The sequence below is a fragment of the Hymenobacter daecheongensis DSM 21074 genome, from assembly GCF_900141805.1.
Taxonomy (GTDB): domain Bacteria; phylum Bacteroidota; class Bacteroidia; order Cytophagales; family Hymenobacteraceae; genus Hymenobacter; species Hymenobacter daecheongensis.
Genome location: NZ_FQYN01000007.1, coordinates 201,348 through 225,431, shown reverse-complemented (window position 1 = coordinate 225,431; position 24,084 = coordinate 201,348). Strand labels below are relative to the sequence as shown.

The window sequence follows — 24,084 nt, the reverse complement described above, 5'->3', positions numbered from 1 at the left end:
TCGGGCCGGCTTTGCGCGTAAGGAATTCTTTCCACGCACCGGCTATGAACTCATTTCTCAACAAACTAGGCGACTGGACCGAGCACGCCGACGACCTGATTCTGCGGGCCCGCGCCCGCCTCGGGTTGCTCAAACCCCTGCAGATAGTGCCCTACCGCAGCTACGGCACGCCCACGCGCCTCTACGTGAAGGGCCGCCTGCTCACGGACAAGGGCCTGGGCGAACCGACCACCAACGATTCGCGCTGGCATAACCTGGCCGATATGTACCGGCGCTTCGAGAGCAACGAAATTGCCGGGGCCCAGCTGCTGGTGCGCCCCGCCGACGGCTCTGAGCACCCCATTATGACCGATGACGAGGGCTATTTCACCCTGAACCTGGAGCCTACATCATTGCCCACGCCCATCGATTTTATGTGGTATCCGGTGGAGGTACTGCTGAAGGCGGTGCCGGCCCCGCTGCCGCTGCCGGCGGGCCTGTCGGCCATGGCCCCGGTGCTGATTCCGCCCGCCGACGCCGAATACGGCATCATTAGCGACCTGGACGATACCGTGATTCAGACCTCGGCCACTGACCTGTTGCGTATGGCCCGCACGGTGCTGCTGCGCAATGCCCGCTCGCGGTTACCTTTCAAGGGCGTGGCTGAATTCTACCGCGCCCTGCAGCTGGGCCGCAACGGCAAGCGCAACAACCCGTTTTTCTACGTCAGCTCGTCGCCCTGGAACCTGTATGATCTGCTGGAAGACTTCCTGGAGCTGAATGAGATTCCGCCCGGCCCGCTGCTGCTGCGCGACTTCGGCATCGGGGGCCGCAAGGCCAACGCGCCCTCCAGCCACCACGACCACAAGCTGCGCGAAATCGACAACCTGCTGCTTACCTATCCGCTGCTGCCCTTCGTGCTCATCGGCGACAGCGGCCAGGAAGACGCCAACATTTACCGCGAAGTAGTGCGTCGCCACCCCGGCCGCATCCTGGCCATCTACATCCGCGACGTGCTCCGCCCCGACCGCGCCGCGCTGGTCGAGAAGGTATCGGAGGAGCTGCGCACCGATAAAGTGGAGATGCTGCTGGTGCAGGACACCGTGCAGGCCGCCGAGCACGCCGCCCAGAGTGGCCTGATTTTCCGCGAGGCCATTCCGGCCGTGGAAGCCGAAAAGCAGAAAGACGAGACGGCGAAGGAAGCGTAGGTTTTACCAGCAGCCCCGCGGGCCTCACCCCCGGCTCCTCTCCTACAGCTCCCGATGAAAATTATCCAGCAGAATAGCCGCTGACACGGCCACGTTCAGGCTTTCGGCGCCGCCGGCCCCCGGAATGTAAAGCCGCTGGGTAAGCCGGGCCAGCACCTCTGGCCGCGGCCCGTGCGACTCGCTGCCCATGATGAGCACGCCGCCGGGGCGCAGCGCGAGGCGGTGCACGTTGTCGCCTTCGAGGTGGGCACCGTAGCGCGGCAGCGCGGCGGGCAGCGAATCGAGCCACTCGGGCAATTCGCGCTGCCAGATGGCTACGCGGGCGAACGAACCCATAGTGGCGGCAATGGTTTTGGGCGCCCAGGGGTCGGCGCAGGTATCGGAGCACACCACGCCGTGCAGGCCGTACCAGTCGGCCAGGCGGATGAGGGTGCCCAGGTTGCCGGGGTCGCGCACCTGATCCAGGGCCAGCAGCAAGCGGTTGGGGGCCGGCAGCAGCTCGGTTTCGGCGGGCAGGCGGGCAATGGCCAGGGCGGTGGTGTTGTTGGCCAGGGTGCCCAGCTGGGTCAGTTCGGCCTCCGTTACAATTTCAACCGGTACTTTCGCGGGCAACGGCGGGATTTTTGCCGCGTACTCCGCCGTCAGGAGCACCCGCTCCGTTAGAAGTCCGGAGCTTAGCAGCTCCTGTACGCTTTTGCCGCCTTCCACCAGAAAAGCGCCATGCCGAAGCCGGTACTTTTTCAGGTGCAGCGCGTGGATATATTTCGCTACTGCTTTTGAAACCATATTCGCTGTTGCCTACTGCCCCTCGCCGGGCGGTGTTTACCGGAAGAATGCCCGCCGCGCTGACCGGGGCCTTGCTGCTATTGCTGGTGGGCTGCTCGCCGCTGCGCCTGCTCGGGCCGAAGCAGAAGCTGCTCAGCCGCGTGCGGCTGGTGGGCGTGGAGCAGGCCGATGCCGAGCGGATTGCGGCCCTGTATCAGCAAAAGCCCAACACAAGCTTTCCGCTGCCAAAGCTAGCAATCTATCAGCTGGGACGCACCGTGTACAATAAGGAGCGGCTGCAAACCAAGCTTGCGCGCATCCAGAAAGAGTTTGATGAGCGCCTGCAGGCGGCCCGGCCCGACTCGGTGAAGGTGGGCAAGCTGCTGGTGCGGCGCGAGAAGCGCACCAGCCGCCTGCAGCGCACCATCGACAAGGGCAACGCCATCATGCGCATCGGCGAGCCGCCGGTGATTTACGACTCGGCCCTCACGCGCCGGACGGTAGAGCAGATCGGTATATTTCTGAAATCGAAGGGCTTTTTCCGCAGCAAAGTAACCGCCACCGACACTGTGGCTGACCGGCGCTTTTCGCTCGGGCGCCTGCTGGGCGGGCCCGATACGGTGCACAACCGCCGCGTGACGGTGACGTACCGCATCACCGAAAATCAGCCTTTCAAGTACTCCCAGCTCGATTTCGACATTCCCGACTCGGCCATTGCGCGGCGCGTGGTGGCCAGCCAGCCGGCCTCGCTGCTGCACGTAGGCGACCAGTACGACGAGGAAGTAATCGGCAACGAGCGGGCGCGGCTCGAAACGCTGCTCAAAAACCAGGGCTACTTCGATTTTCGCCAGCAATACGTGACCCTGGAAGCCGATACCAGCTTTGCCCCCGCCACCGTGCGCCTGCGCACCCTCATTGCCGATCCGGCGGGCCGGCGGCACTACCAGTACACCATCCGGCGCGTGCGCTTCATTGCCGATGCCGGCCTCACCCGCTTCGGCCAGACCCGCGATACGCTGGTGCAGGACTCGGTGTATTATCTGGCCTACAAGCACCAGATCAGCCCCAAAACCCTAGACCGCAAGCTCACGGTGCGCCCCGGCGACACGTACAGCCTGAGTAGCACGCTGCTCACCCAGCGCCAGCTCAGCAACCTGGACGTGTTCCGCTTCAATACCGTGAACTACCTGCGCGTGCGCAACCAGACCACCGGCGACACCACCCGCCGGCAGCTGGATGCCGTCATTAACGCCTCACCGGCCAAGAAATACCAGGAAACCACCGAAGCCGGCGCTACTTACGTGGCACTGCTGCTAGGTCCATTCGCGAATGAGCGGCTCAAAATCCGGAACGTATTTGGGGGGGCGGAAGTGCTGGAACTGGGCGTGCGGGCCGGTTTTGAGGGACAGTACACCCGCACCGGGCAGGTAGAAGGACTGCCGGCGCAAAGCGTGTATACCACCCAGTTGGGGGCCAATGCTAACCTGGTGCTGCCCCAGTTTCTGGTGCCCTGGCGCACAAACCGCTTCCTGACCCAATACAATCCGCGCACCCGCATCAATGCGGCCTACAACTACGTGCTCCGGCCCGAATACACCCGCACCAACCTGGAGGCCACCTACGATTATATCTGGCAGCGCTCGGCGTTCCACCAGTACGTGCTGACTCCGGTGGCCATCAGTCTGGTAAACACGCCCCGCCTGGATGATGCCTTTCGCGACACGCTCAACTCGCTGGCGCGCCGGGGCTCGCCGCTGAAGCAGAGCTTCAGCCGGCAGCTGGTGCCTACGTTCAACGCTACCTCGCTTTACAACTCCAACGATTTCAACCAGACCCGCAACGCCTATTATCTGCGGCTGTTTGCGGAAGCCGGCGGCCTCACAAAGAGTCTGTATGAAACGTATCTGAAGGACAAGCTGGGCCTGAATGTGTATAATTTCGCCAAGCTCAACGCCGACTACCGCCGCTATTACAAGATTGGGCCAAAGTCGTTTGTGGTGTACCGGCTCAATGCGGGTATTGTAAGTGCCTTATCCAAGAGCAGCGTTGAAGTGGTGATACCCAGTCCTACCATTCCGGGCGAAAGTGAAACGGTGATTCAGAGGCGCTACGTTATTCCCTACGACAAGTACTTTTTTGCCGGCGGTGCGTCCAGCGTGCGGGCCTGGAGACCGCGGCGCCTGGGGCCTGGCACCTACACCTCTACCAAAACGGATAACGGCGAAACCGTGCAGAATTTCGACCTGGAGCAACCCGGCGAAATTTTGATGGAGGGCAGCCTGGAATATCGGTTTCCGCTGTACAGCTTCATCAACGGCGCGTTGTTCACCGATTTCGGCAATGTCTGGACGCTGAACGACGACAACCTGCGCCCCGGAGCCCAGTTCCAGGCCAACCGCTTCTACCGCCAGTTCGCCGTAGGCTCCGGCGTGGGCGTGCGCTTCGACTTCACCTTCCTCATTCTCCGCCTCGACGTAGCCACCAAAGTCTACGACCCCACGGCCCTGGGCAACAAGTTCGTTATCTCCCGCTTCAGCCTCAGCGACAACCAAACCGCTTTCAACATCGGTATCGGGTATCCTTTCTAAATAGTGAGATAGTGAGTTTGATGTTTTAGAGGCGCCAGCTGCGCCACTTGCGCGGAATGCGCCTCTAAAACATCAAACTCACTATCTCACCATTTCACTATCTCACTTAATACCCCAGCAGCTCGGCCAGGGCGGCGGCTACTTTTTCGGCACTAGGGAGCATTTGCTTTTCCAGCTCCACATTTAGGGCAATGGCGGGCAGGTTGGCGGCGCCGAGGGTGAAGACCGGGGCATCGAGCTGCTGGAAACAGGTGCGCTGGATGCGGCCGGCCAGGCTCTCGGCGAAGGAGTTCATGAGCGGCTCCTCGGTAAGCACCAGGGCTTTGCCGTGGCGGCGCACGGCGCCCTGCACGGCCTCAAAGTCGAGCGGGTTCAGGGTGCGCAGGTCCAGAATTTCGACTTGGCCGGGGAACTGCTTGCTGGCGGTTTTGGCCCAGTGCACGCCCATGCCGTAGGTAATTACGGCGCAGGTTTCGCCCTGACGCAGCTTCTCAGCATCAGCAGATTGGGCAATGGCAGCCTGGCCCAGCGGAATGACGTAGCCGGCGGCCGGCTCCACGGTTTTGGCGTCTTCGGTGCCCGGTACTTTACTCCAATACAGGCCTTTATGCTCCAGCATCACCACCGGGTTGGGGTCGAGGAAGGCGGCCCGCATTAGGCCCTTCATGTCGGCCGCGTTGGATGGGTACACCACCTTAATTCCCCGAATGGTGAGCAGCGTGCTTTCGATGGAGCCCGAATGATACGGCCCACCGCCGCCGTAGGCCCCGATGGGCACCCGAATGAGCGCCTGCACCGGAAACTGCCCGTTGGAGAGGTAGCACGATTTCGACAGCTCTTCCACCAGCTGGTTGAGCGCGGGCCAGATATAGTCGGCAAACTGAATTTCCACAATCGGCTTGGCCCCCACGGCGCTCATACCGGCCGTGCTGCCCACGATGTAGGCCTCCTGAATCGGGGTGTTGAACACGCGGGCATCGCCGTACTTCTTGGCCAGCAGCGCCGCCTCGCGAAACACGCCGCCCAGCTCGCCGCCCACATCCTGGCCATAGAACAGCGCCTCCGGAAATTCGCGCAGAATGTCGTCTACAGCGTGCAGGGCGGCATCTACCAGAAGGGCTTTGTCGGCGCCGGCGGGGCTGCGCTCCCCGGCTTCCTCCGTCACGGCGGGCGGGGCAAACTCGTGGTCGGCGAAGGTGGCCGGGTCGGGATTGGGGGCGGCCAGGGCGCGTTGGTAGTCGGCCTCGACCAGGGCGCGGGCCTCCTGGCCGAGCTGCTGCAGCTCCTCTTCGCTCACGCCCAGGTCCAGCAGCTGCTGGTGCAGGCGGGGCAAGGGGTCGAGGGTGGTGTGGGCGGCCAGGTCGTCGCCGCGGTACCACTCGCGGCGCACGCCGCTGGTGTGGTGGCCCAGCAGCGGGCAGCGGGCGTGCACCAGGATCGGGCCGCGGGTGCGGCGCACGTACTCGAAGGCGGCGGCCAGGCCGGCGTAGCTGTCGGCGAAGTCGGCCCCGTTCACGCGCAGGCGCTGCAGGCCCTTGAAGCCGGCGGCAAACTCGTAGGCATCCATGGCCCGCATCTCGCGGCCGGTGGCCGATATGCCCCACTCATTATCCTGGACTAAGTAAATAATAGGCAGCTGATGCAGCACGGCCATCTGCAGCGCTTCGCTCACCTCGCCCTCCGTCATGGCCCCATCCCCGATGGAGCAGACGACGACGGAATTCTGAATTTTGAATTCTGAATTTTGAATTAGGTTTTCGGAAACCGGCGTTTCCAATTCAGAATTCAGAATTCCTAATTCAGAATTAACAATCCCCTGGCTTTCCAGGTATTTCAGGCCGTGGGCCATGCCGGTGGCCGGAATGGCCTGCATGCCGGTGGCCGAGCTTTGGTGCGGAATGACGGGGAAGCCGGCGCGGCGCAGCGAAGGGTGGCAATAGTAGGTGCGCCCGCCCGAAAACGGGTCATCGCGCTTGGCCATCAGCTGCAGCATCAGTTCGTAGGGCGTGATGCCGAGGCCGAGCAGCATGGCATCGTCGCGGTAGTAGGGCGCGGCGTAGTCGGCGGCGCTGAGGTGGAAGGCGGCGGCCAGCTGAATGGCCTCGTGGCCGCGGGCGGTGGCGTGCACGTATTTGGCCGTCACGGCCTTGTTTTCCTCGTAGAGGCGGGCCAGCTCGTCGGCCGTGCGCATCAGCCGGTAGGCCCGCAGCTGGGTAGCTACGTCGGGCTCGACGGCGGCGTGCGAATCAATAAACTGGAGTTCCGGGGCGGGCAGGGTTGGCGTAGGCATGAAGGAGCGGCGGTTGAAAGAGCGAAATTACGGTTTCGAACTGACAGCAACATCGCGCCAGGCCCCTTTCAGCTGCTCCCACATCCACGCTGATCGAATTTAGCACTCACTTACCTTATAGATGGCAGCTAGCTCCGGCCCACTCAGGGTGTCGCATTGCATTTAATATAATTTTGTTTATTTTTATTAGCCATATTTTAACATAACTTGAGCGTTATAACTGCCCTGCAGGGGCCTTATTCCCTCACCTTTTTTATTCTCAGCATGAAACCAATCAAATTACTTTTTGTGGCCCTGCTCGGGGGCGGCACGGCGGCGGCGCAGGACAATACCCAGATTTCCACCAGCTACGGCAACAACAACCTGGTTACGGTGACGCAAATCGGCGGCAGGGGCAATACCGCCACGGCCTACCAGAACGATGCGGCCGTGAACCCGGGCAGTGCCAGCGGCAACAACAACCAAGTGACCCAAACTCAGACCGGAAACCGCCAGTCGGCCCGCACGGACCAGATGGGCAACGACCAGCAGGCCGTGCAGGAGCAGCTGTCGGAGCTAGGCGGCGTTGGGGCCACCATCCGCCAGGGCTCGGTCCGGGCGGGCAGCAGCGGCAACTACGCCAGCCAGCGGCAGGGCGGCTTCAGCCTGAGCGCTGACATTCAGCAGCTCAGCGGCCTCAACTACGCCACCCAGACCCAGAGCGGCCGCAGCTCCACGGCTACCATTCTGCAGGACGTGGGCAACCGCAACCGGGCCACCCAGGCGCAGGGCAGCTACAACACGGCTACGGCCACGCAACTGGGGGAAGCCAATACCTCGACCCAACAGCAAGGCGAAGGCAGCCTGTCAGGCAGTCATAGTGCGACGGTGTATCAGGCGGGCAACAGCAATAGCGCCGCCCAGCAGCAGTCCGGGGGGCGCTCAACGGCGACCATCACCCAGCAGGGTAGCTTCAACACGGCCAGTCAGCGGCAGCTGGGCACCTCCGCCCAGGCCGGCGAGCGGGCGGCGGCCACCATCACCCAGACGGGCCTGAGCAACACCGGCACGCAGTTCCAGAATGCGGTGATAGGCAACGTGGAAGCCACTCTGACCCAGACCGGCACCGGCAACCTAAGCACCCAGACCCAGGAGAAGGTGGCCCAAAGCCGGACAACGGTAACCCAGACGGGCAATGCCAACATCGCCACCCAGCTTCAGACCAACGGGGACTATGAAACCGGGGCTTACCAGAACGCTGCCATCACGCAGAGCGGCAACGAAAACCAGGCCACCCAGACCCAGCGTGAAGCCTTTGAAACGGCCACCATCGACCAGACCGGCACGGGCAACACCGCCATCCAGAATCAGCGCGTGGGCGGCGTGGCCCGCACCCCTGGGGTGGTGAACTCCGGCAACAAGGCCTACATCAGCCAGCAGGGCAGCAGCGACTATGCCCGGCAAACGCAGACGGGCAACAGCAATGATGCCCGCACCTACCAGGGCGCGGCCAACAACACCAGCGACGTGTTGCAATACGGCAACAACAATACGGCGGTAGTCCGGCAGAATCAGTAGTGCTTGCTGCCCTGCAGGCAGTCCGGCAGCCCGTTTCCATCGGAAGCGGGCTGCCGTTTTTTTTTGCGGGAGCCGTTTTTGCCGGCACCTCTCGCCTGCCCTACCTTCGCCCTATGCTGCACACTATCATCCCGGCCACGGCCGCCGATATTCCCGCGCTGGTGGCCCTGGTCAATAGCGCCTACCGCGGCCCCGAATCGGAAAAAGGCTGGACCACGGAGGCGCACCTGCTGGGCGGGCAGCGCACCGATGCCGCCGCCCTGCGCGACCTGCTGGCCCCCGAAAACGCCACCATTCTGCTCGGCCGCGATGCGGAAGGCGCCCTTCTGGGCTCGGTATACCTGCAGCGGCTGCCCGCTGCGCTGTATCTGGGCATGCTGTCGGTGGCGCCGGCCTGGCAGGCCCACGGCATTGGCAAGCAGCTGCTGCGGGCCGCCGAGGACTACGCCCGCCGGCACCAACTACCCACCATGCGCATCACCGTCATTTCGGTTCGGCACGAGCTGCTGGCCTGGTACGAGCGCCACGGCTACCACCGCACCGGCGCCGTTGAGCCCTTCCCCACCGACCCACGCTTCGGGCTGGCCCGGCAGCCGCTGGAATTGCTGGTGCTGGAAAAGCCGCTGGCTTAAAGGCCGTACCAGCCGCGGCTGCTTATCTTTGTAATTGGTTTGACTGAATTTTCAACTGAGTCGGACTTGTTTGCAGTGCCGGGGCGGGCTTACGAGCGTCCGGGCGGCATTTTTCAGGCTGTCGTTTTCTTATGTCCCTTCCTTCTCCCCTTTCCTCATCGGCTGCCGTGGCCACGCTGCCCTTTCGGGCCCAGGTGGAAGCCTGGATGCGTGATTTTCAGGACCGGCTCTGCCAGCAGCTCGAAGCCGCCGACGGCCGGGGCCGCTTTCAGGAAGATGCCTGGCAGCACCACGGCTGCGGCGGTGGCCGCAGCCGCGTGCTCACGGAAGGCGACGTGCTGGAAAAAGGCGGCGTGAATTTCTCGGCCGTGATGGGCATCATGAGCGAGCAGGCCGCCAAAGTGCTGCTGATGCCCAACCCCGAGTATTTCGCCACCGGCGTGAGCGTGGTGCAGCACCCGCGCAGCCCGCGCGTGCCCATCGTGCACATGAACGTGCGCTATTTCGAGGCCGGCAACGGCGAGGCCTGGTTCGGCGGCGGCATCGACCTGACCCCGATTTATGTGGATGAGGCGCAGGCCCGCTGGTTTCACCAGCAGCTCAAGGCCGTCTGCGACCAGCACAACCCGGCCTACTACGCCCGCTTCCATGCCTGGGCCGACGACTACTTCTTCATCACCCACCGCCAGGAAACCCGCGGCGTGGGCGGCATCTTCTTCGACCGCCTCACCGTGGGCAAAGACGGCACCGCGGAGGAGCTGTTTGCCTTCGTGCAGGCCGTGGGCGACGTTTTCGGGCCCACCTACACTACGCTGATGCACCAGAACCGCGACCTGCCCTACGGCGAGGCCGAGGAAAAATGGCAGCTCGTGCGCCGGGGCCGCTACGCCGAGTTCAACCTGGCCATCGACCGCGGCACGCGCTTCGGCCTGGAAACCGGCGGCCGCACCGAAAGCATTCTGATGAGCTTGCCGCCGCGCTGCGAGTGGCACTACAACCTGGTGCCCGCCCCCGGCTCGGCCGAAGAAGTTACCCAAAGCTGGCTGCGCAAAGGCGTGCAGTGGGTTGAAACCGCCGCGCTTTGATCGAGCTGCTGCAAGTTCTGGACCGCCGGCTGCTGCTGGCCGCCAACGACCAACACTCGCCGCTGCTGGATAAGTGGATGATTTTCTTCTCCGAGCGCTTCGTGTGGTTTCCGGCTTATCTGGTGCTGCTGATGGCGCTGGTGTACCTGTTTGGGCAGCGGGCCCGGCTGCTGCTGCCGCTGCTGCTGTTCAGCGTAGCCCTGGCCGACAGCATTTCGAGCCGCTTCTTCAAGCCCTTCTTCGCCCGCCTGCGCCCCTGCCACGACCCTGAGCTTTCCGCCACCCTGAACCTGGCCCACGGCTGCGGCGGGCAGTTCGGCTTTATGTCGTCGCACGCGGCTAATAGCTTTGCCCTCACGGTGTTTCTGTGGCAGGTGCTGCCCCGGCGCTACTGGCTGGCCAAGTGGCTCACGCTGGTTTGGGCCATTCTGCTCAGCTACAGCCGCATCTACCTGGCCGCCCACTACCTCACCGATGTGGTGGCCGGGGCGCTGCTGGGCAGCCTGCTGGCCTGGGGCTGCGCTACGCTGTATAAGCGCGGAGCCGCGCGGTGGTGGCCGGCCGCTATTTGAGTTGTCCTGAACGTATCACTCGCCACTAAAAAGGCCGCCCCGGCACTCCGGGGCGGCCTTTTTTAGTGGCGGGGGTATCAGCGGGCCGGCTAGGCCGACAGGGTGGCTCGGTGCGCCGTCACCTGCGTGATAAGGTCTTCGATGAGCGGCACCTGCACATCGACCAGGCCGCCCTCGGCCTCGGCTTCGATGAGGGCCTCGGGGCCCTGCTGGTTCTGGCGGGCCAGCAGCGTGTCGCGGCGGTCGGTTTTGAGGCGCAGGTCGCTGGCCTGCTTGTCGCGGTCCTTGCCGGGGAGCAGGGTCGGAACTACGGGGGTCATGGCCGTGATGTAGGAGTTCAGGCTGAGCAGCTCGGCGGTGTCGTTGGTGGCCGAGGTGGTCAGGTTGCCGGTTCGGCGGCCGGTCTGGGCATCGTGGTAAGTCAGCAGGCTGAGCTTGGCGTTGGCGTAGGCCAGCACGGCGTCGCACTGGGCGCGGGTGGTGAGCAACTGCAGAGAGTAATCCATGAGAAAGATTGCGTTAAAGAATGATAGAGAAAATCAATAGCGCGGCGTGAGTACCCGCCGGCTGCTAAAGCTAGAAAACTACGCCGGAAATTCAACCAGCGCGGCCGTAAGCGCCTGAATTTCCGCATCGAGGCCGGCCAGGCGGGCGCGGGCCAGGGCGGCGGCAGCGGACGAGAGCGGCGCGGGGGTGGCGGCCAGGCGCAGGGCCAGCCCCTGGAGCCAGTGCGTGTCGCGGGGGGCATCGGGGGTGGCCAGCGGGTAGGGCGGCAGCGGCAGCGCGGGGCCGCCGGGGGCCAGCCAGTCGGGCCGGGGCAAGGGGGCGGCCAGCAGCGGCCCCAGCACCCGCACGGCCCAGCGCCGCCGCTGGTGCCGCTGCTGGTTGGGCTGGCGCTGCTGCCCCACTTGGTAGGCCAGGTCGGTGCGCCGCCACTGGCAGCGGGCCAGGCGCTGGCGCAGGGCGGCAAGAGTTTCGGCGGCCCCGGCCGGGTCGGCGGGTAGGGCCTCATCCGTGAAATCGGGGGCCGCGGGGCCGTGGCCGTCGGGCGGGGGCAGCTGGCGGGCCAGCACCTGTAGGCGCTGGTCGGGGCCGGGGCCGAGCTGCTTGCGGCCGGCCTCCACGCGGGCCAGCTGTTGTTGGCTCACGCCCACGAAGGCGGCCAGCTCGGCCTGGGTCAGGCCAAAGTGCCGGCGCACGGCGGCGGCCAGGGTATAGGAAGGAGAGGCGCGGCGCGGCATAAGCGGGTGGGCGTTGGGTGTAAACAAATAAAAATAATTTCGATTACACCCAGGGTTCAGGGGCGTGGTGGGGTGTGAAGAAATTTATTTTTATTTGTTTATACCCTGCCGGCAAGGGCACTTGGGCTGGTCCTTACCTAAATCTTCCGCAGAGCTAGCAGCTCACGAAACTCATCGCCAATCTGAGTTAACTGAACTTTGCAAGGTGAACCAGTTTCCTGAACTCAATCTGAGCCGTAGGACCACTTTGCCACGTGAATGAAGGTGCATGAGTAGTGGTTTAGGAAAAGGAGCGTTCTTTAGATACGGCTACCTAGTGGTGTTTAAGTAGTGCCTCAGCTATCTTACCTTTCCCTATGGAAAAGATTATCTCCTGCTTCACTACCGTAACCAAGGCGGGCCTGCTATGGCTGCTGGTAGGTTGTGAGCCGCACGAACCCACCGCTAATAGCCCTGCTTCCGTGAGTACGGACCTCGTGGGACGCTGGCACTACGATTCCGCCGGAGCCGCATTCTACGACAGCCAAGGTCGCTATCTGAGCCGGTTTATGAACCCGCTCCCACCGGGCGCATGGCTCACCATCGGGTCGCAGCGCTGGACCTACTCCGGAAGCGTGCGGGAAGAGCACACGTACTCCCGAAGTGGAAATACATTGTGGGTTCGCCGCGTGGTTGACACTGCCCTGGTTCGCGGGGGCCACGCGCGTCCGGAAGACCTCGGCAATGCCGATGGGGTTCCTAACACCAAATTGATTACCATTCTCACCCGCCATCGACTCGTCCTGTGCGACAGCACCACCGACCCCGATGGCTCCTTAACCCGGGTCTGGCGCTTTTATTTCTCCCGCTAAGAAGCAGCCACCACGCGGGGCGAAGGCTCAGAAAATCACATGTTCAGCCAAACGATCGGAAATCAAAACGAGCGTTTTTAAATGCTTTCAGCACCCTCAAAGGGCGGGACCTGCAACTGCGGCCCGAAGCGTTGTTCCAAGTCCGCCAAGCGTTCGGCCGTCAGGGCAACGGGGGCCACGCGCAACTCGGTGCGGACCACGTCGAGAAAGGCCTGCCCCTGGGCTGATACCGGTGCGGGCGCTGCCGCGTAATACGCCAGGGTTGCGGGGGCATCGTAGGCCAGTTGTTCGAGTTCAAACCAGCCTGTCTGGCACCCAATGCCCAAGAACTCGGACAAGGTTTCGGCTACGACCAGGTTCGCCTCCGCCATGGGCACGGTCATGACCACGGGGCCGTCAGCCGTCTCGTCGCGGGCGTCCAGCAGGCTAAAGTGCACGCCGTCGCCGCCCGTGCGCGCGAAGCTGAGCGTGTTGGTCGGCGTACACTCATAGCCCCCGTTTTCCAAGGGTCTGACGGGTAGCAGACCACAATAGTCCACGTAGCGGAACGCTTGGTGCCCCCAGCGAGCGGTTATTAAGTCGTCGAGCGCAAAAAACTCTTTGATTCTCAGCATAGCGTCACAGCAAGAAAAGGCACCCGGGTAAAGAGGGCCAATTGGATGTAATGTAGGGGCCAGGCCAGTTGAAATCTGTTCAAGAAAACAGTGGTTTTCATTACAAGAGTAGCGGTGGCCACTAACCGGGCCATAGCTTCTGTTTTCGGAGACACCAGCACCACTACAAAGAAAGCGTTCCGGCTTTAGGACTTACGCAAACGCGGCAAAAGGCAGCCCCAGCGGGGTGGCATATCGGTAGTAATTACCTGATAGGCGAATTTTAAGCCCCAGCGGGGCGACACCGTCGCTCAACGATTGGTGTCGCCCCGCTGGGGCTTTTGTTCTTGTAAGCAAGCCGTTGCTACCGATATGTCGCCCCGCTGGGGCTTGAAAACCGACCTTTTGCGTAGGTCATAAGCCTATCGCCGGGACGCTTTAGAAGTTGTTTGCGTTGCTTTTTCAGGCCGTTGAACCGTGTAGAGACGCATACTTGCGTCTCGTCGGCCGCGCCGGCACAACGACTGTCGTTCAACGACGAGACGCAAGTATGCGTCTCTACACCGTTTTGACACCGCTTGCACTAACGCAAACAGCTGCTTAGAAAAGTTGGGTGAAGCCGGCCCCTTCAGAAGCTGAAGTCGCGGGGCTCCCCGGCCAGCTCCCGGCCGCGCAGGATGAACTTGGGGTGGTAGGTTTCTTCCTCGGCCCAGTTCACTTCGGCAAAGGGGGGCCGGGTGCCGTAAGTTTTCGGCCCCGTGACGGGCAGGCCCAGGGCGCGGTTTTGCTCCTGCTCCTGCCACACGTCGGTCAGCACGCCGGCCAGCTGGTGGCCCCAGGCCCGCATGCCGGCCGCCATCAGCGCCTGCCGCCAGTCGGCGTGGGCGGCAATGGGCCAGGGGGCGGCCTGGTCTTCCAGCGCCTTTTCCATCCAATGGCGGGCCTCAAACAGATAGCCGTGGCGGCGGCGCTCATCCTGGCGGCTGGCCGCGTACCAGCGCAGCAGGCGGGGCAGGTCGGCGGCCTCCTCAAACTGCCGGAAATAGGGGGTCAGGTCGTCGCGGTGCACAATCAGGGGGTGCCAGGGCAGCGAGGCAGCCATGTCGCCGCGGGCGCGCTGGGCGGCCAGCTTCTCCTCCTTGTCGGCTTCGGTCAGCCCGATGTAGTAGGCCTCTTTTTCGCCGCGCACGTCGGGCAGGGTCAGCAGCAGGTTTTGGCCGGTGGCCTCGTTGTGGTACTGATACCAGGCCGGCAGGCGGCGGTAGGCCCGGTTGGTGGCGGCCTCGTAGCCGTCGTCATCGGCGGCGGCCTCCGCCTCGTCGTCGTCGTCGGGGTCATGGTCGCCTACTTCGGCCGTACGCCGGAACCGGCTGTAGTCCTGCCAGGCCCAGTTCTGGTTGGGTTCGTAGTGGTCGGAGCGCAGATACGCCTCGTACAGGGCCACCTCGTCGGCCGTGACGGGCGGCAGCCACGGGCAATGGTCAACATACTTTTCCCACTGCCGGAATTCCTCGCTGTGGCGCAGGCCGGGAAGGGTAATCTCCTCGGCCCGCCAGCGGCACTGCAGGTCGAACAGCTTTTTCTGCTGAATCTCCCACAGGTCGTGAGCCGCCGCCTCGCGCACCTCGATGAAGTGCGCCCCGGCCTGCTGCGCCAGATACGGCCCTTTGATGAAAGCGGCAGCTTTGGCGCTGGCATACATACTCACCACCGACGACGTGCTCTGGGCGTGGTAGGGAGCCAGGGCTTCCGGCAGGGCGGGATGGGCCTTCAGCTCGGCCGCAAACAGGCGGCGGAGGGCATCCAGGTCGGGCTTGGTCTGGGCCGCCTTGATGTAGGCGGCCCGGGCCTCGGGCGTGGTGGGCAGCGCGGGCTCAGCCGTCGGGGAGTTCAGTTCTTCCATAGTCAAGGGGGCGTTTAGCAGCTAACCGGCGCTCAAAGTAGCAGGTTGCCGGCAAAGTGAAAGGGCGGGCAGGAGCCGGGGCCCGCGGCAGCTGCCCGCCGGGCCGATTGGTTCGACCACAAAAAAACCTTCCCGATTGTCGGGAAGGCTTTTTTGTGGTCGAACCAATCGGCACCGGCTTACCGGCCCAGCTTGGCTTTCAGGTTTTCGTCCAGCGCGGCCAGGAACTCCTCGGTGTAGAGGTAGTCGCGGCCGTGCTCCACTTTGTTGCCGTGAATGCAGACGGCCAGGTCCTTGGTCATCTTGCCGCTTTCCACGGTTTCGATGCATACTGCTTCGAGGGCGTGGCAGAAGTCGATCAGCTCCTGGTTGCCATCGAGCTTGCCGCGGAACTCCAGGCCGCGGGTCCAGGCGAAGATGCTGGCAATGGGGTTGGTGCTGGTCGGCTTGCCTTTCTGATGCTCGCGGAAGTGGCGCGTCACGGTGCCGTGGGCGGCTTCGGCCTCCATCGTCTGGCCGTCGGGCGTGACGAGCGTGGAGGTCATCAGGCCCAGCGAGCCGAAGCCTTGGGCCACGGTGTCGCTCTGCACGTCGCCGTCGTAGTTTTTGCAGGCCCACACGAAGTTGCCGTTCCACTTCAGCGCCGAGGCCACCATGTCGTCGATCAGGCGGTGCTCGTAGGTGATGCCGGCCTCCTGGAACTTGGCCAGGTAGTCCTGCTCGTAGATTTCCTGGAAGATGTCCTTGAAGCGGCCGTCGTACTTCTTCAGGATGGTGTTTTTGGTGCTCAGATACAGCGGCCAGCCCTTCATCAGGGCCTGGTTGAAGCAGGCGTGGGCGAAGCCGCGGATGCTTTCGTCGGTGTTGTACATGGCCAGGGCCACGCCGTCGCCCTGGAAGTTGTAGACCTCAAACGACTGGGCCGCGCCGCCATCCTCGGGCTGGAAGCTGATGGTGAGCTTGCCCTTGCCTTTGGTTACGAAATCGGTGGCGCGGTACTGGTCGCCGAAGGCGTGGCGGCCGATGCAGATGGGTGCGGTCCAGTTGGGCACCAGCCGGGGCACGTTGCTCATCACAATCGGCTCGCGGAACACGGTGCCGTCCAGGATGTTGCGGATGGTGCCGTTCGGCGACTTCCACATCTGCTTGAGCCCGAACTCCTGCACCCGCTCCTCGTCCGGGGTGATGGTGGCGCACTTGATGCCCACGCCGTACTGGCGGATGGCGTTGGCCGCGTCCACGGTCACCTGGTCGTTGGTCTGGTCGCGGTACTCGATGCCCAGGTCATAGTATTTGATGTCCAGCTCCAGGTAGGGCGTTATCAGCTTGTCCTTGATGAACTTCCAGATGATGCGGGTCATCTCGTCGCCATCAAGCTCAACGACCGGGTTTGCTACTTTGATTTTGTTCATTAGAAGGAAGGTGGGATGGATGTGCGGGTCCGTCAGCCGTGCCGTTGCGGCGGGCGCGAAGAGGCGAAAGTAACACATTCGGGTTTTCGGCCCTAACCCGGCTCAAAACTACCCGAAGCCGCCGGCCAGAAATGCCGAAGCCCCGCTGTGGCAGCACAGCGGGGCTTCGGGAAAGTTATCAGCTTATTTGGCGGGCTTGCGTTTGCCGGTGTGGCCGTCGCCTTCGTCGCCGTGGCCGGGCTTGGCGGTGGTTTTGGCATTTTCCCGGTCGTCTTGCGACAGGGAGCGGTTCAAATCATCCGATTCTTTAAACGTGCCGTCATCGTTGCGGCGCACGTAGCGCTTGTCGCCTTCGTTGGGCTCAATCAATTCTCGCTTGGCCATAGTAGTAAGGGAAAGGTGGTTGCGGGCTTCTACGCAGGCGGCCGGGGCGGGTACGGCTTCCCCCAGAATTTTTCCTCAGCGGGCCGGCTCCGCTACGCCAATCAGCACACCCAGGTCGCCATCGGTTTGCACCCAGCCCTGGGCCGGCAGGTAGGCGCGCGAAATGGCCCCGTCGAGGTAAAGCGCCTGACGGCACCCCTGCCGCCGGAACCAGGCGGCGAAGTCGTAGAGGCTCACCGGGGTCTTTGACATGGCCAGCAGCACGTGGCCGTTGGGCAGCACACCCACGCCGTTGCGGATATTCAGGTTGCGGGAGCCCGGCGTGAAGGCCGGATGAATCTGCCCATCCAGCACCAGCAGCGGCCCCGACTGCGTGGCGTAGCGCACGGTGGGCCGGGGCCGGAAGCGGCTGGTTTCGCACACCCCGGCCCGGCCGTCGGCCAGCAGGTAGAATACGCCGTTGGGCTTCAGGTAGAAGTTGCCGCGCCCGGTGCCCGTATTGAGCGGCACCCGGGTTTGAAAGTCTTCGATATACAGCCCTACCGGCGCGTGGGTGGGCGTAAACATGCCGGCATTCATGGCAAACACGAGGCGCTGCCCGCGCCCGGCCAGCCACCGGCGCAGGCGGCCCAGACTGCGTAGCGGCTGATGCTGGTCATCGTGCCAATACAGGCGCAGCGCCTGCCGCCGGGGGTCGGCCTCGTAGCGCACGTAGGCCACCGGCGCGGCCGGCGGAACTGGGGCCGGAGTCAAAAGCAGCCGCCCCGCGCCAACGAGCAGCACCGCAACCCCGATCAGTACCAGTAGCTGGCGCAAACGCATATTTCAGGCAACAAACAGTGCTAACGGCTCCCGATTCGGCTACTTCCCCAGCAGCCGGGCCACGTACTTGCCCACAATGTCAAACTCCAGATTGACCGGGTCGCCGGCGCGCAGGTGCCGGAACGTGGTGTGCTCGTAGGTGTAAGGAATGATGGCCACGGAGAAGCCCGTATCGGTGCTGTCGAAGCAAGTAAGGCTGGTGCCGTTGATGCAGATAGAGCCTTTCTCGACCGTCACGCGGCCCGCGCCGGGCTCGTGGCGGAAGCGGAACACCCAGGAGCCGTTCTGGTCCGTCACCGATTCGCACACGGCAGCCAAGTCAACATGGCCCTGCACGATGTGGCCGTCGAAGCGGCCGTTGGCGGCCAGGCAGCGCTCCAGGTTTACCTGCCGGCCGGGCTGCCACTGGCCCAGGTTGGTCTTCTGCAGCGTCTCGTCAATGGCCGTCACGACGTGGGTGCCGGCGGCGGCATCCACGGCCACCACCGTCAGGCACACGCCGTCGTGGGCCACGCTCTGGTCAATCTGCAGCTCCGCCGCGAAGGGCGTGGCCACGGTGAAATGACGGTTGGTGCCTTCCGTCTGCACGGCGGTGATGGTGCCGAGGGCTTCTACAATTCCGGTAAACATCTTTTTAATGTGCTGATGTGAGAATGTGGGTAATGTGCTGATGTGAAGAGTGCAAGAAACGGGCATTAGCATATTACCCACATTCTCACATCAGCACATTATTTCCCTCGTCCTTCCACGATGATTTTGAGCGTGTAGAGCATCACGCGGAAGTCCATGGCCAGGCTCATGTTTTCGATGTAGAGGATGTCGAACTTGAGGCGCTCGACCATCTGGGCCACGGTTTCGGCGTAGCCGTACTTCACCTGGCCCAGGCTGGTGATGCCCGGCCGCACGCGGTGCAGGTGGCGGTAGTGCGGGGCTACTTTCACAATCTGGTCGATGTAGAACTGCCGCTCGGGGCGCGGGCCCACCAGGCTCATGTCGCCCTTCACCACGTTCCAGAATTGGGGCAGCTCATCAAGGCGCACCTTGCGCATGAAGCGCCCCCAGGACGTAATGCGCGGGTCGTGGTCCGACGACAGGGATGGGCCCTGCTTCTCGGCATCGATATACATCGAGCGAAACTTGTAGATGCGGAACGGCTGCCCAAGCCGCCCCACGCGCTCCTGCGAGTAGAACACCGGTCCCGGCGACGACGAGCGCACCATGATGGCCGTGAAGGCATACACCGGCCAGGCCAGCAGCAAAAACAGCAGCGAGCCGCCAATATCGAGGCCGCGCTTGGTCACTTCCTGCCACAGCGGCAGCAGATCGTGCTTTATTTCGATGAGCGGCGTGCCAAACAGGTGGTTCACCTTTACCGAGCCCAGCAGCATCTGGTACAGGTCGGGCAGGATGCTCACGCGGGCCGGTGTGCCTTCCAGCAGCGTCAGAATATCCTGAATCATGCGGTGCTCCGAGGGCTCGATGGCAATGACCACCTGCTCAATTTTGAGGGCCCGAATCAGGGCCGGCAGGCGCTTGTAGGAGCCGCGGGCGGGCAGCTCGGCGGCCAGGGCCTCATCGATGGTGTCGCCCACCGGCGCGAAGCCCACCAGCTTCAGGCCCAGGTGGCGGCTGGTGCGGGCCAGCTCGTGGTAGGTTTCGTGGGCCAGGGCATTGGAGCCCACCAGCAGCGTGTTGAAGGAAATCGTACCGTTGTGCACCAGCCGCTGCACGCTCGTCACGGCCCAGGTGCGCAGAATGGCGGTGATGAAGAAGTGCAGCAGGAAGTAGGCCGTAATCGTCTTATAATAAAGCCGGTAGTTGCTCACCCCCTGATCATCGAGCAGAAAGGCAAAGAAGATAATGAGCGCCCCCAGAATGGACACGCGGGCCAGCCGGATGATTTCAGACAGGCGCGACTTGCGGAAAATGTCGCGGTATTCGCCGATCAGGGCGTAGAGCACCATCCAGAAGGCGGCAATCATGACGGCCCCGCCGGTGAGGGTGAACAGCGCGCCCTCGCTGAAGCGGTAGCCCGGCGTCATTTCGCTGAGCAGGTATTTGCGCAGCAGGAAAAAGCAGATCCAGGCCAGCAGGGCGGCCAGGAAGTCGGCGGCTATCAGCTTGAGTTTTTGTGCGGTGCGAATCAAGTGGGTTTGGGGCCGCCCCAACGGACGACAATACTAGATGGTTATGTGCGATTGAAGGCGTAATTTGGCAACATATAATGCTTCAAAGGGGCCGCTGGTGCCTTTTTGGAGCCGCGCAAAGGTAGGGCATTAAAGCCGAAACGCCGCCCCCGCCGCCCGCATCCGGCCCGCTCTCATTCCGTTTCCTTATGCAAGCTGATAGTTACAGGCACCGTGGCCTGCGCCGCGCCCTCGTGGAGGAGCTGCGCCGCAAGGGCATCCGCGACGAGCGGGTGCTGCTGGCGCTGGCCACCGTGCCGCGCCACCTGTTCTTCGAGCCTGCCTTTCAGGAACATGCCTACCAGGACAAGGCCTTTCCCATCGGCGAGGGCCAGACGATTTCGCAGCCCTACACCGTGGCCTACCAGACGGCATTGCTCAATCCGCGCCCCCAGGACCGGGTGCTGGAAATTGGGACGGGCTCGGGCTACCAGTGCGCGGTGCTGCTGCAGCTCACGCCCCACATCTTCAGCATCGAGTTCAATCCGGTGCTGTTTGAGCGCACCCGCCGCCGTCTGGCCGGCCTGCACCAGGCCGCGCACCTGTTCTGCGGCGACGGCTCGGTGGGCCTGCCCCCCCACGCCCCCTTCGACCGGATTCTGGTCACGGCCGGCTCGCCCACCATCCCGCGGGTGCTGCTCCAGCAGCTGCGCATCGGCGGCTCCCTAGTGATTCCGGTCGGCAATGAGCACACCCAGCGCATGATGCGCGTGACGCGTGAGAGTGAGGCGGAATTTGTGCGCGAGGAGTTCGAGGATTTCCGCTTCGTCCCGCTGCTGGGCCAGGCCGGCTGGCCGAAGCTGTAAGCAGGAGCTGGGAGCTAGGAGTTAAGGCTAAAGCTAGCTCCCCTCCTTTTTTCAAGGAGGGGTTGGGGGTGGTTCAATCATTGAACGATTGCTAGAGCTAAGGTTAGAGCTAGAAACTCGTCAGGCGACTTCTAGCCCTAGCCAACCACCCCCAACCCCCTCCTTGAAAAAAGGAGGGGAGCTTAACTCTAACCTTAGCTTTAACTCTTAAAAGCCCCAATGCCGCCCTATCTTTGCGGCTGCTTACTTACCCGAAGCCCCCCGCCGCATGATGCGTAAACAAAAGCCCGTGAAAGACTCGTTCGTGATTATGACCGAGCTGGTGCTGCCCAACGATACCAACACGCTCAACAACCTGATGGGCGGCCGCATGATGCACCTGATGGACATTGCCGCCGCCATTTCGGCCCAGAAGCACTCCAACCGCATCGTCGTGACGGCCTCCGTCGATAACGTGTCGTTCCGCGAGGGCATCCGGCTGGGCAGCGTCGTCACGCTGCAGGCCCAGGTGACCCGCGCCTTCGCCTCCAGCATGGAAGTGCACATCGACGTATGGGCCGAGGACATTCCCAGCGGCACCAAGATCAAATCGAACGAAGCCTTTTTCACCTTCGTGGCCGTCGATCAGTCGGGCCGCCCGATAGACGTGCCCGAAGCCATAGCCGAAACGGAAGAGGAAATCCGGCTGTATGATGGGGCGTTGCGCCGTCGGCAGCTGCGCCTCGTGCTGGGCGGCCGCATGCAGCCCCAGGAAGCCACGGAGCTGAAGTCGCTGTTTGCGATGAGTTAATTATGAATTCTGAATGTTGAATTATGAGTTGAAATCCACGGCAGCTTTGCTCCTGGCCGTTTGCCCGCTTTCATTTTAATTGTCAATTCATAATTCATAATTCACCCATATGGAACAGGCGTCGCTGGCTTTCTTTCAGAACTTCTACACCAACGTGTCGCTGTACGTGGTGGCGGAGCCTGGGGCGGTGCTGCCGGATGCGCAGCCGGTTCCGGTGGCAGTTGCGGTGCCAGAGGCCGCGGCTCCGGTTGCCGCCCCGCCCCTGCCGCCGTTGGCTCCCCCGGCAGCAGCCGTAGCCGTTCCGGCCGGCCCGCCACCGGCTCCGGCCCGACCGGCTACGCCGCCCGCCGCTCCTATTCCCATTCCGGGCAAGCTGCCTTCACTGGCCAGCCTGCCGCTGAAAGCGGCTCCCGCGCCGCCGCCCATGACACCGCCCGCCGCCGCGCCGGTGGTACCCGCGCCGCCCGTGGCTCCGGTGCCAGCTGCCGCGCCGCCCCAGCGCACGGCCCCGCCCCTCACCGAAACGCCTTATTCCACGCTCGGCAGCAACCCCAACGGCTTAGTAATCTTGGTACGGATGGATGCGGTCCGGTTTCAGCGGCTGCCCAAAAACGTGTTTCTCAACAAGCTACTCATGGCCATCCGGCTGATTATGGAGGATGTGGTGCTGATAAACGTGGAGTCGCACCTGCCGGTGGCGCTGAGCACGCTGCGCCGGAAGCTGGCCGCCAAGCAGGTTATCGGCTTCGGCAAAAACCTGCTCGACGTGGCCGTGTACAAAACCCAGCTCTACGAGCCAGTGCTGCTGGTGAATGATGTAGCCTACCTGCCCGCCGCCGAAATTGAGCTGCTGGAAGAAGACAACAGCCGCAAAAAGCTGCTCTGGCAAGCCATGCAGCGGATGTTTCTGGCGTAGAGTTGGGGGCTTGGGAGCTTGGTTACTCATCTGTCATCCTGAGCTTGCGAAGGACCTTCCTCGGTTAAGCAGGAAGCTTCTTTCAATGCACAAAGCCCTCTACCATTTGCGTGGTAAAGGGCTTTGTGCGTTGAAAAGCGTTTTGCAATGTAAAAAGAGGAAGGTCCTTCGCAAGCTCAGGATGACAGGCGACTAACCAACCACCTTCCTACTTCAACACCGAGGCCAGCTTGGCTTCCAGGGCTTCGCCGCGCAGGTTTTTGTCGATGATGCGGCCCTGGGGGTCGAGCAGGATGGACAGCGGAATGGATTTCACGCCGTAGGTCTGGCCGGCGACGCTTTCCCAGCCTTTCAGGTCCGAAACGTGGGTCCAGGTCAGGCCGTCGGCCTGGATGGCTTTGAGCCACTTGCCCCGGTCCTGATCAAACGAGACGCTGTAGATTTCGAAGCCCTTGCTTTTGAAGCGCTTATAGGCTTTCACCACGTTCGGGTTTTCCTGGCGGCAGGGGCCGCACCACGAGGCCCAGAAGTCGATGAGCACGTATTTGCCGCGCAGGCTGCTCAGGGCCACCGTTTTGCCGTCCGGGGCGGGCAGGCTGATTTCGGGGGCCATTTCGCCGCGGGCCGTAGAGCGTAGCGGCTCGAGGCGCGCCACCAGCGCCTTGGTGTAGCGCGAGTCGGGCATGGTCTGCTTGAACTGCGTGGCCATGGAATCGGCGAAGCCGAACTGCTCATCCGGGTTCAGCAGATTGCCCACCACGAAGGCCGACAGCACCGATTTCGGGTTTTCGCGCACCACGCGCTTGATGGCGGCGGTGGTGCCGGCCTGCACGGCCAGGTACTTGTCCTTCAGCAGCTGCAGCGAGTCGGTGCGGCCGGCCTGGGCATTCTGGCCGTAGCGCTGCTCCACGGCCGCCATGCGCAGCTTGGACTGCTGCAGGCTGCTATTTAGGCGCTGCCACAATTCTGAGTCCTTCGAGCCCTTCACGGTGTAGCCTTCGCCGAGCTTGGTGGCGTCGCCGGTGAGCTGCACCCGGCTCTGGTTATCTAGCACCAGCAGCACCTGGCTGGCATCGGTCACTTTCAGCTGATACATGCCCGGCGCGGTGGTGGTGCCTTGCAGCACATATTTGCCCTGGGCATCCAGCGTGGCCGTGTCGCGGGGCTCAAATTGCGTGTCGCCCAACTCAGCCAGATACACCTTGGTGCCGGCCGGCGCATTGGTCAGCTGCCCGCTCACCTGGTAGCCCGCGGCAGCCGCGGCGGTGCCGGTAGTAGGTGTAGCGCCCTTATTGCAGGAATTCGCCATCGCCAGTACACTCCCTATCAGCAGCAGACTCTTCATATTTCGTGGTTTCATAATCAGATGAGGAAGGGAAGGAAATTAATGAGCAAGGAAGAATGAAGCTTGGCAGGAAGTCGATTTGGAGCTATTAGCACGTTATGCTGAGCGAAGCCGAAGTATCTCCACTGCTTTGTTTGATTAGTAATCCAACGAAGCAGT

The 24,084-nt window shown here is 62.9% G+C and carries 22 protein-coding genes; 10 read left to right on the top strand and 12 right to left on the bottom strand.

Translation table 11 applies throughout. The features are described 5' to 3' along the window. The first annotated feature begins 44 nt into the window (after nt 1-44). Entirely contained in the window at nt 45-1,187 is a 1,143-nt protein-coding gene (locus BUB62_RS14745) for an App1 family protein (RefSeq protein ID WP_073111325.1), read from the top strand. 42 nt (nt 1,188-1,229) lie between these two features. On the opposite strand, the gene BUB62_RS14740 is transcribed toward BUB62_RS14745, so the two are convergent. After that, nucleotides 1,230-1,973, bottom strand: a complete 744-nt coding sequence (locus tag BUB62_RS14740) for a TrmH family RNA methyltransferase (protein ID WP_073111323.1) — start codon at nt 1,971-1,973, stop codon at nt 1,230-1,232. Nucleotides 1,974-2,020: 47 nt separating this feature from the next. Here BUB62_RS14740 and BUB62_RS14735 point away from each other — a divergent pair, with 47 nt between their 5' ends. Beyond that, a complete protein-coding gene (locus tag BUB62_RS14735) occupies nt 2,021-4,540 on the top strand; it encodes a BamA/TamA family outer membrane protein (RefSeq protein ID WP_073111322.1) in 2,520 nt (839 codons plus the stop codon). Between the two features lie 106 nt (nt 4,541-4,646). On the opposite strand, the gene BUB62_RS14730 is transcribed toward BUB62_RS14735, so the two are convergent. After that, nucleotides 4,647-6,830, bottom strand: a complete 2,184-nt coding sequence (locus BUB62_RS14730) for an alpha-ketoacid dehydrogenase subunit alpha/beta (RefSeq protein WP_073111320.1) — start codon at nt 6,828-6,830, stop codon at nt 4,647-4,649. 264 nt (nt 6,831-7,094) lie between these two features. Here BUB62_RS14730 and BUB62_RS14725 point away from each other — a divergent pair, with 264 nt between their 5' ends. From BUB62_RS14725 to BUB62_RS14710, 4 genes are all read left to right on the top strand, one after another. Continuing rightward, complete coding sequence (locus BUB62_RS14725) at nt 7,095-8,387, top strand: hypothetical protein (protein WP_143164197.1); 1,293 nt, start codon at nt 7,095-7,097, stop codon at nt 8,385-8,387. A gap of 113 nt (nt 8,388-8,500) precedes the next feature. Further along, entirely contained in the window at nt 8,501-9,019 is a 519-nt protein-coding gene (locus tag BUB62_RS14720; protein WP_073111316.1) for a GNAT family N-acetyltransferase, read from the top strand. 131 nt (nt 9,020-9,150) lie between these two features. Continuing rightward, a complete protein-coding gene (gene hemF / locus BUB62_RS14715; protein ID WP_073111314.1) occupies nt 9,151-10,104 on the top strand; it encodes an oxygen-dependent coproporphyrinogen oxidase in 954 nt (317 codons plus the stop codon). Beyond that, entirely contained in the window at nt 10,101-10,676 is a 576-nt protein-coding gene (locus BUB62_RS14710) for a phosphatase PAP2 family protein (protein ID WP_073111312.1), read from the top strand. Before hemF ends, BUB62_RS14710 begins: the two co-directional genes overlap by 4 nt. 89 nt (nt 10,677-10,765) lie before the next feature. Here the strand turns inward: BUB62_RS14710 and BUB62_RS14705 are convergent, their stop codons facing one another. Further along, nucleotides 10,766-11,182 carry a hypothetical protein gene (locus BUB62_RS14705; protein WP_073111310.1) on the bottom strand — a complete coding sequence of 139 codons (417 nt, stop codon included), beginning with the start codon at nt 11,180-11,182 and terminating at the stop codon, nt 10,766-10,768. A 78-nt stretch (nt 11,183-11,260) separates the two neighbouring features. Further along, nucleotides 11,261-11,944 carry a helix-turn-helix domain-containing protein gene (locus tag BUB62_RS14700; RefSeq protein WP_143164196.1) on the bottom strand — a complete coding sequence of 228 codons (684 nt, stop codon included), beginning with the start codon at nt 11,942-11,944 and terminating at the stop codon, nt 11,261-11,263. Between the two features lie 329 nt (nt 11,945-12,273). Here BUB62_RS14700 and BUB62_RS14695 point away from each other — a divergent pair, with 329 nt between their 5' ends. Then, entirely contained in the window at nt 12,274-12,768 is a 495-nt protein-coding gene (locus BUB62_RS14695) for a hypothetical protein (protein ID WP_073111307.1), read from the top strand. A 77-nt stretch (nt 12,769-12,845) separates the two neighbouring features. Here BUB62_RS14695 and BUB62_RS14690 read toward each other — a convergent pair whose 3' ends face one another. From BUB62_RS14690 to BUB62_RS14660, 7 genes are all read right to left on the bottom strand, one after another. After that, nucleotides 12,846-13,382 (bottom strand): hypothetical protein, encoded by a 537-nt coding sequence (locus BUB62_RS14690; protein ID WP_073111305.1) that lies wholly within the window; start codon nt 13,380-13,382, stop codon nt 12,846-12,848. Nucleotides 13,383-13,989: 607 nt separating this feature from the next. Then, the gene (locus BUB62_RS14685) at nt 13,990-15,264 is read right to left on the bottom strand and encodes a hypothetical protein (RefSeq protein WP_073111303.1); all 1,275 of its coding nucleotides are present in this window, start codon (nt 15,262-15,264) and stop codon (nt 13,990-13,992) included. A gap of 179 nt (nt 15,265-15,443) precedes the next feature. Beyond that, entirely contained in the window at nt 15,444-16,676 is a 1,233-nt protein-coding gene (locus BUB62_RS14680) for an isocitrate dehydrogenase (NADP(+)) (protein ID WP_073111302.1), read from the bottom strand. Between the two features lie 183 nt (nt 16,677-16,859). Further along, nucleotides 16,860-17,060 carry a hypothetical protein gene (locus BUB62_RS14675; protein ID WP_073111300.1) on the bottom strand — a complete coding sequence of 67 codons (201 nt, stop codon included), beginning with the start codon at nt 17,058-17,060 and terminating at the stop codon, nt 16,860-16,862. Nucleotides 17,061-17,135: 75 nt separating this feature from the next. Then, entirely contained in the window at nt 17,136-17,876 is a 741-nt protein-coding gene (locus tag BUB62_RS14670; RefSeq protein ID WP_159437472.1) for a phosphodiester glycosidase family protein, read from the bottom strand. Nucleotides 17,877-17,921: 45 nt separating this feature from the next. Continuing rightward, a complete protein-coding gene (locus tag BUB62_RS14665) occupies nt 17,922-18,512 on the bottom strand; it encodes a riboflavin synthase (RefSeq protein ID WP_073111297.1) in 591 nt (196 codons plus the stop codon). Between the two features lie 98 nt (nt 18,513-18,610). Next, on the bottom strand, nt 18,611-20,029 hold the full coding sequence (locus BUB62_RS14660) for a sugar transferase (protein ID WP_073111296.1): 1,419 nt from the start codon (nt 20,027-20,029) through the stop codon (nt 18,611-18,613). 188 nt (nt 20,030-20,217) lie between these two features. Here BUB62_RS14660 and BUB62_RS14655 point away from each other — a divergent pair, with 188 nt between their 5' ends. From BUB62_RS14655 to BUB62_RS14645, 3 genes are all read left to right on the top strand, one after another. Continuing rightward, on the top strand, nt 20,218-20,874 hold the full coding sequence (locus tag BUB62_RS14655; protein ID WP_073111295.1) for a protein-L-isoaspartate(D-aspartate) O-methyltransferase: 657 nt from the start codon (nt 20,218-20,220) through the stop codon (nt 20,872-20,874). Nucleotides 20,875-21,145: 271 nt separating this feature from the next. After that, nucleotides 21,146-21,664 carry an acyl-CoA thioesterase gene (locus BUB62_RS14650; protein ID WP_394333430.1) on the top strand — a complete coding sequence of 173 codons (519 nt, stop codon included), beginning with the start codon at nt 21,146-21,148 and terminating at the stop codon, nt 21,662-21,664. A gap of 109 nt (nt 21,665-21,773) precedes the next feature. Next, entirely contained in the window at nt 21,774-22,580 is an 807-nt protein-coding gene (locus BUB62_RS14645) for a hypothetical protein (protein ID WP_073111292.1), read from the top strand. Nucleotides 22,581-22,788: 208 nt separating this feature from the next. Here the strand turns inward: BUB62_RS14645 and BUB62_RS14640 are convergent, their stop codons facing one another. After that, on the bottom strand, nt 22,789-23,940 hold the full coding sequence (locus tag BUB62_RS14640; protein ID WP_073111290.1) for a TlpA disulfide reductase family protein: 1,152 nt from the start codon (nt 23,938-23,940) through the stop codon (nt 22,789-22,791). Between the last annotated feature and the right edge of the window lie 144 nt (nt 23,941-24,084).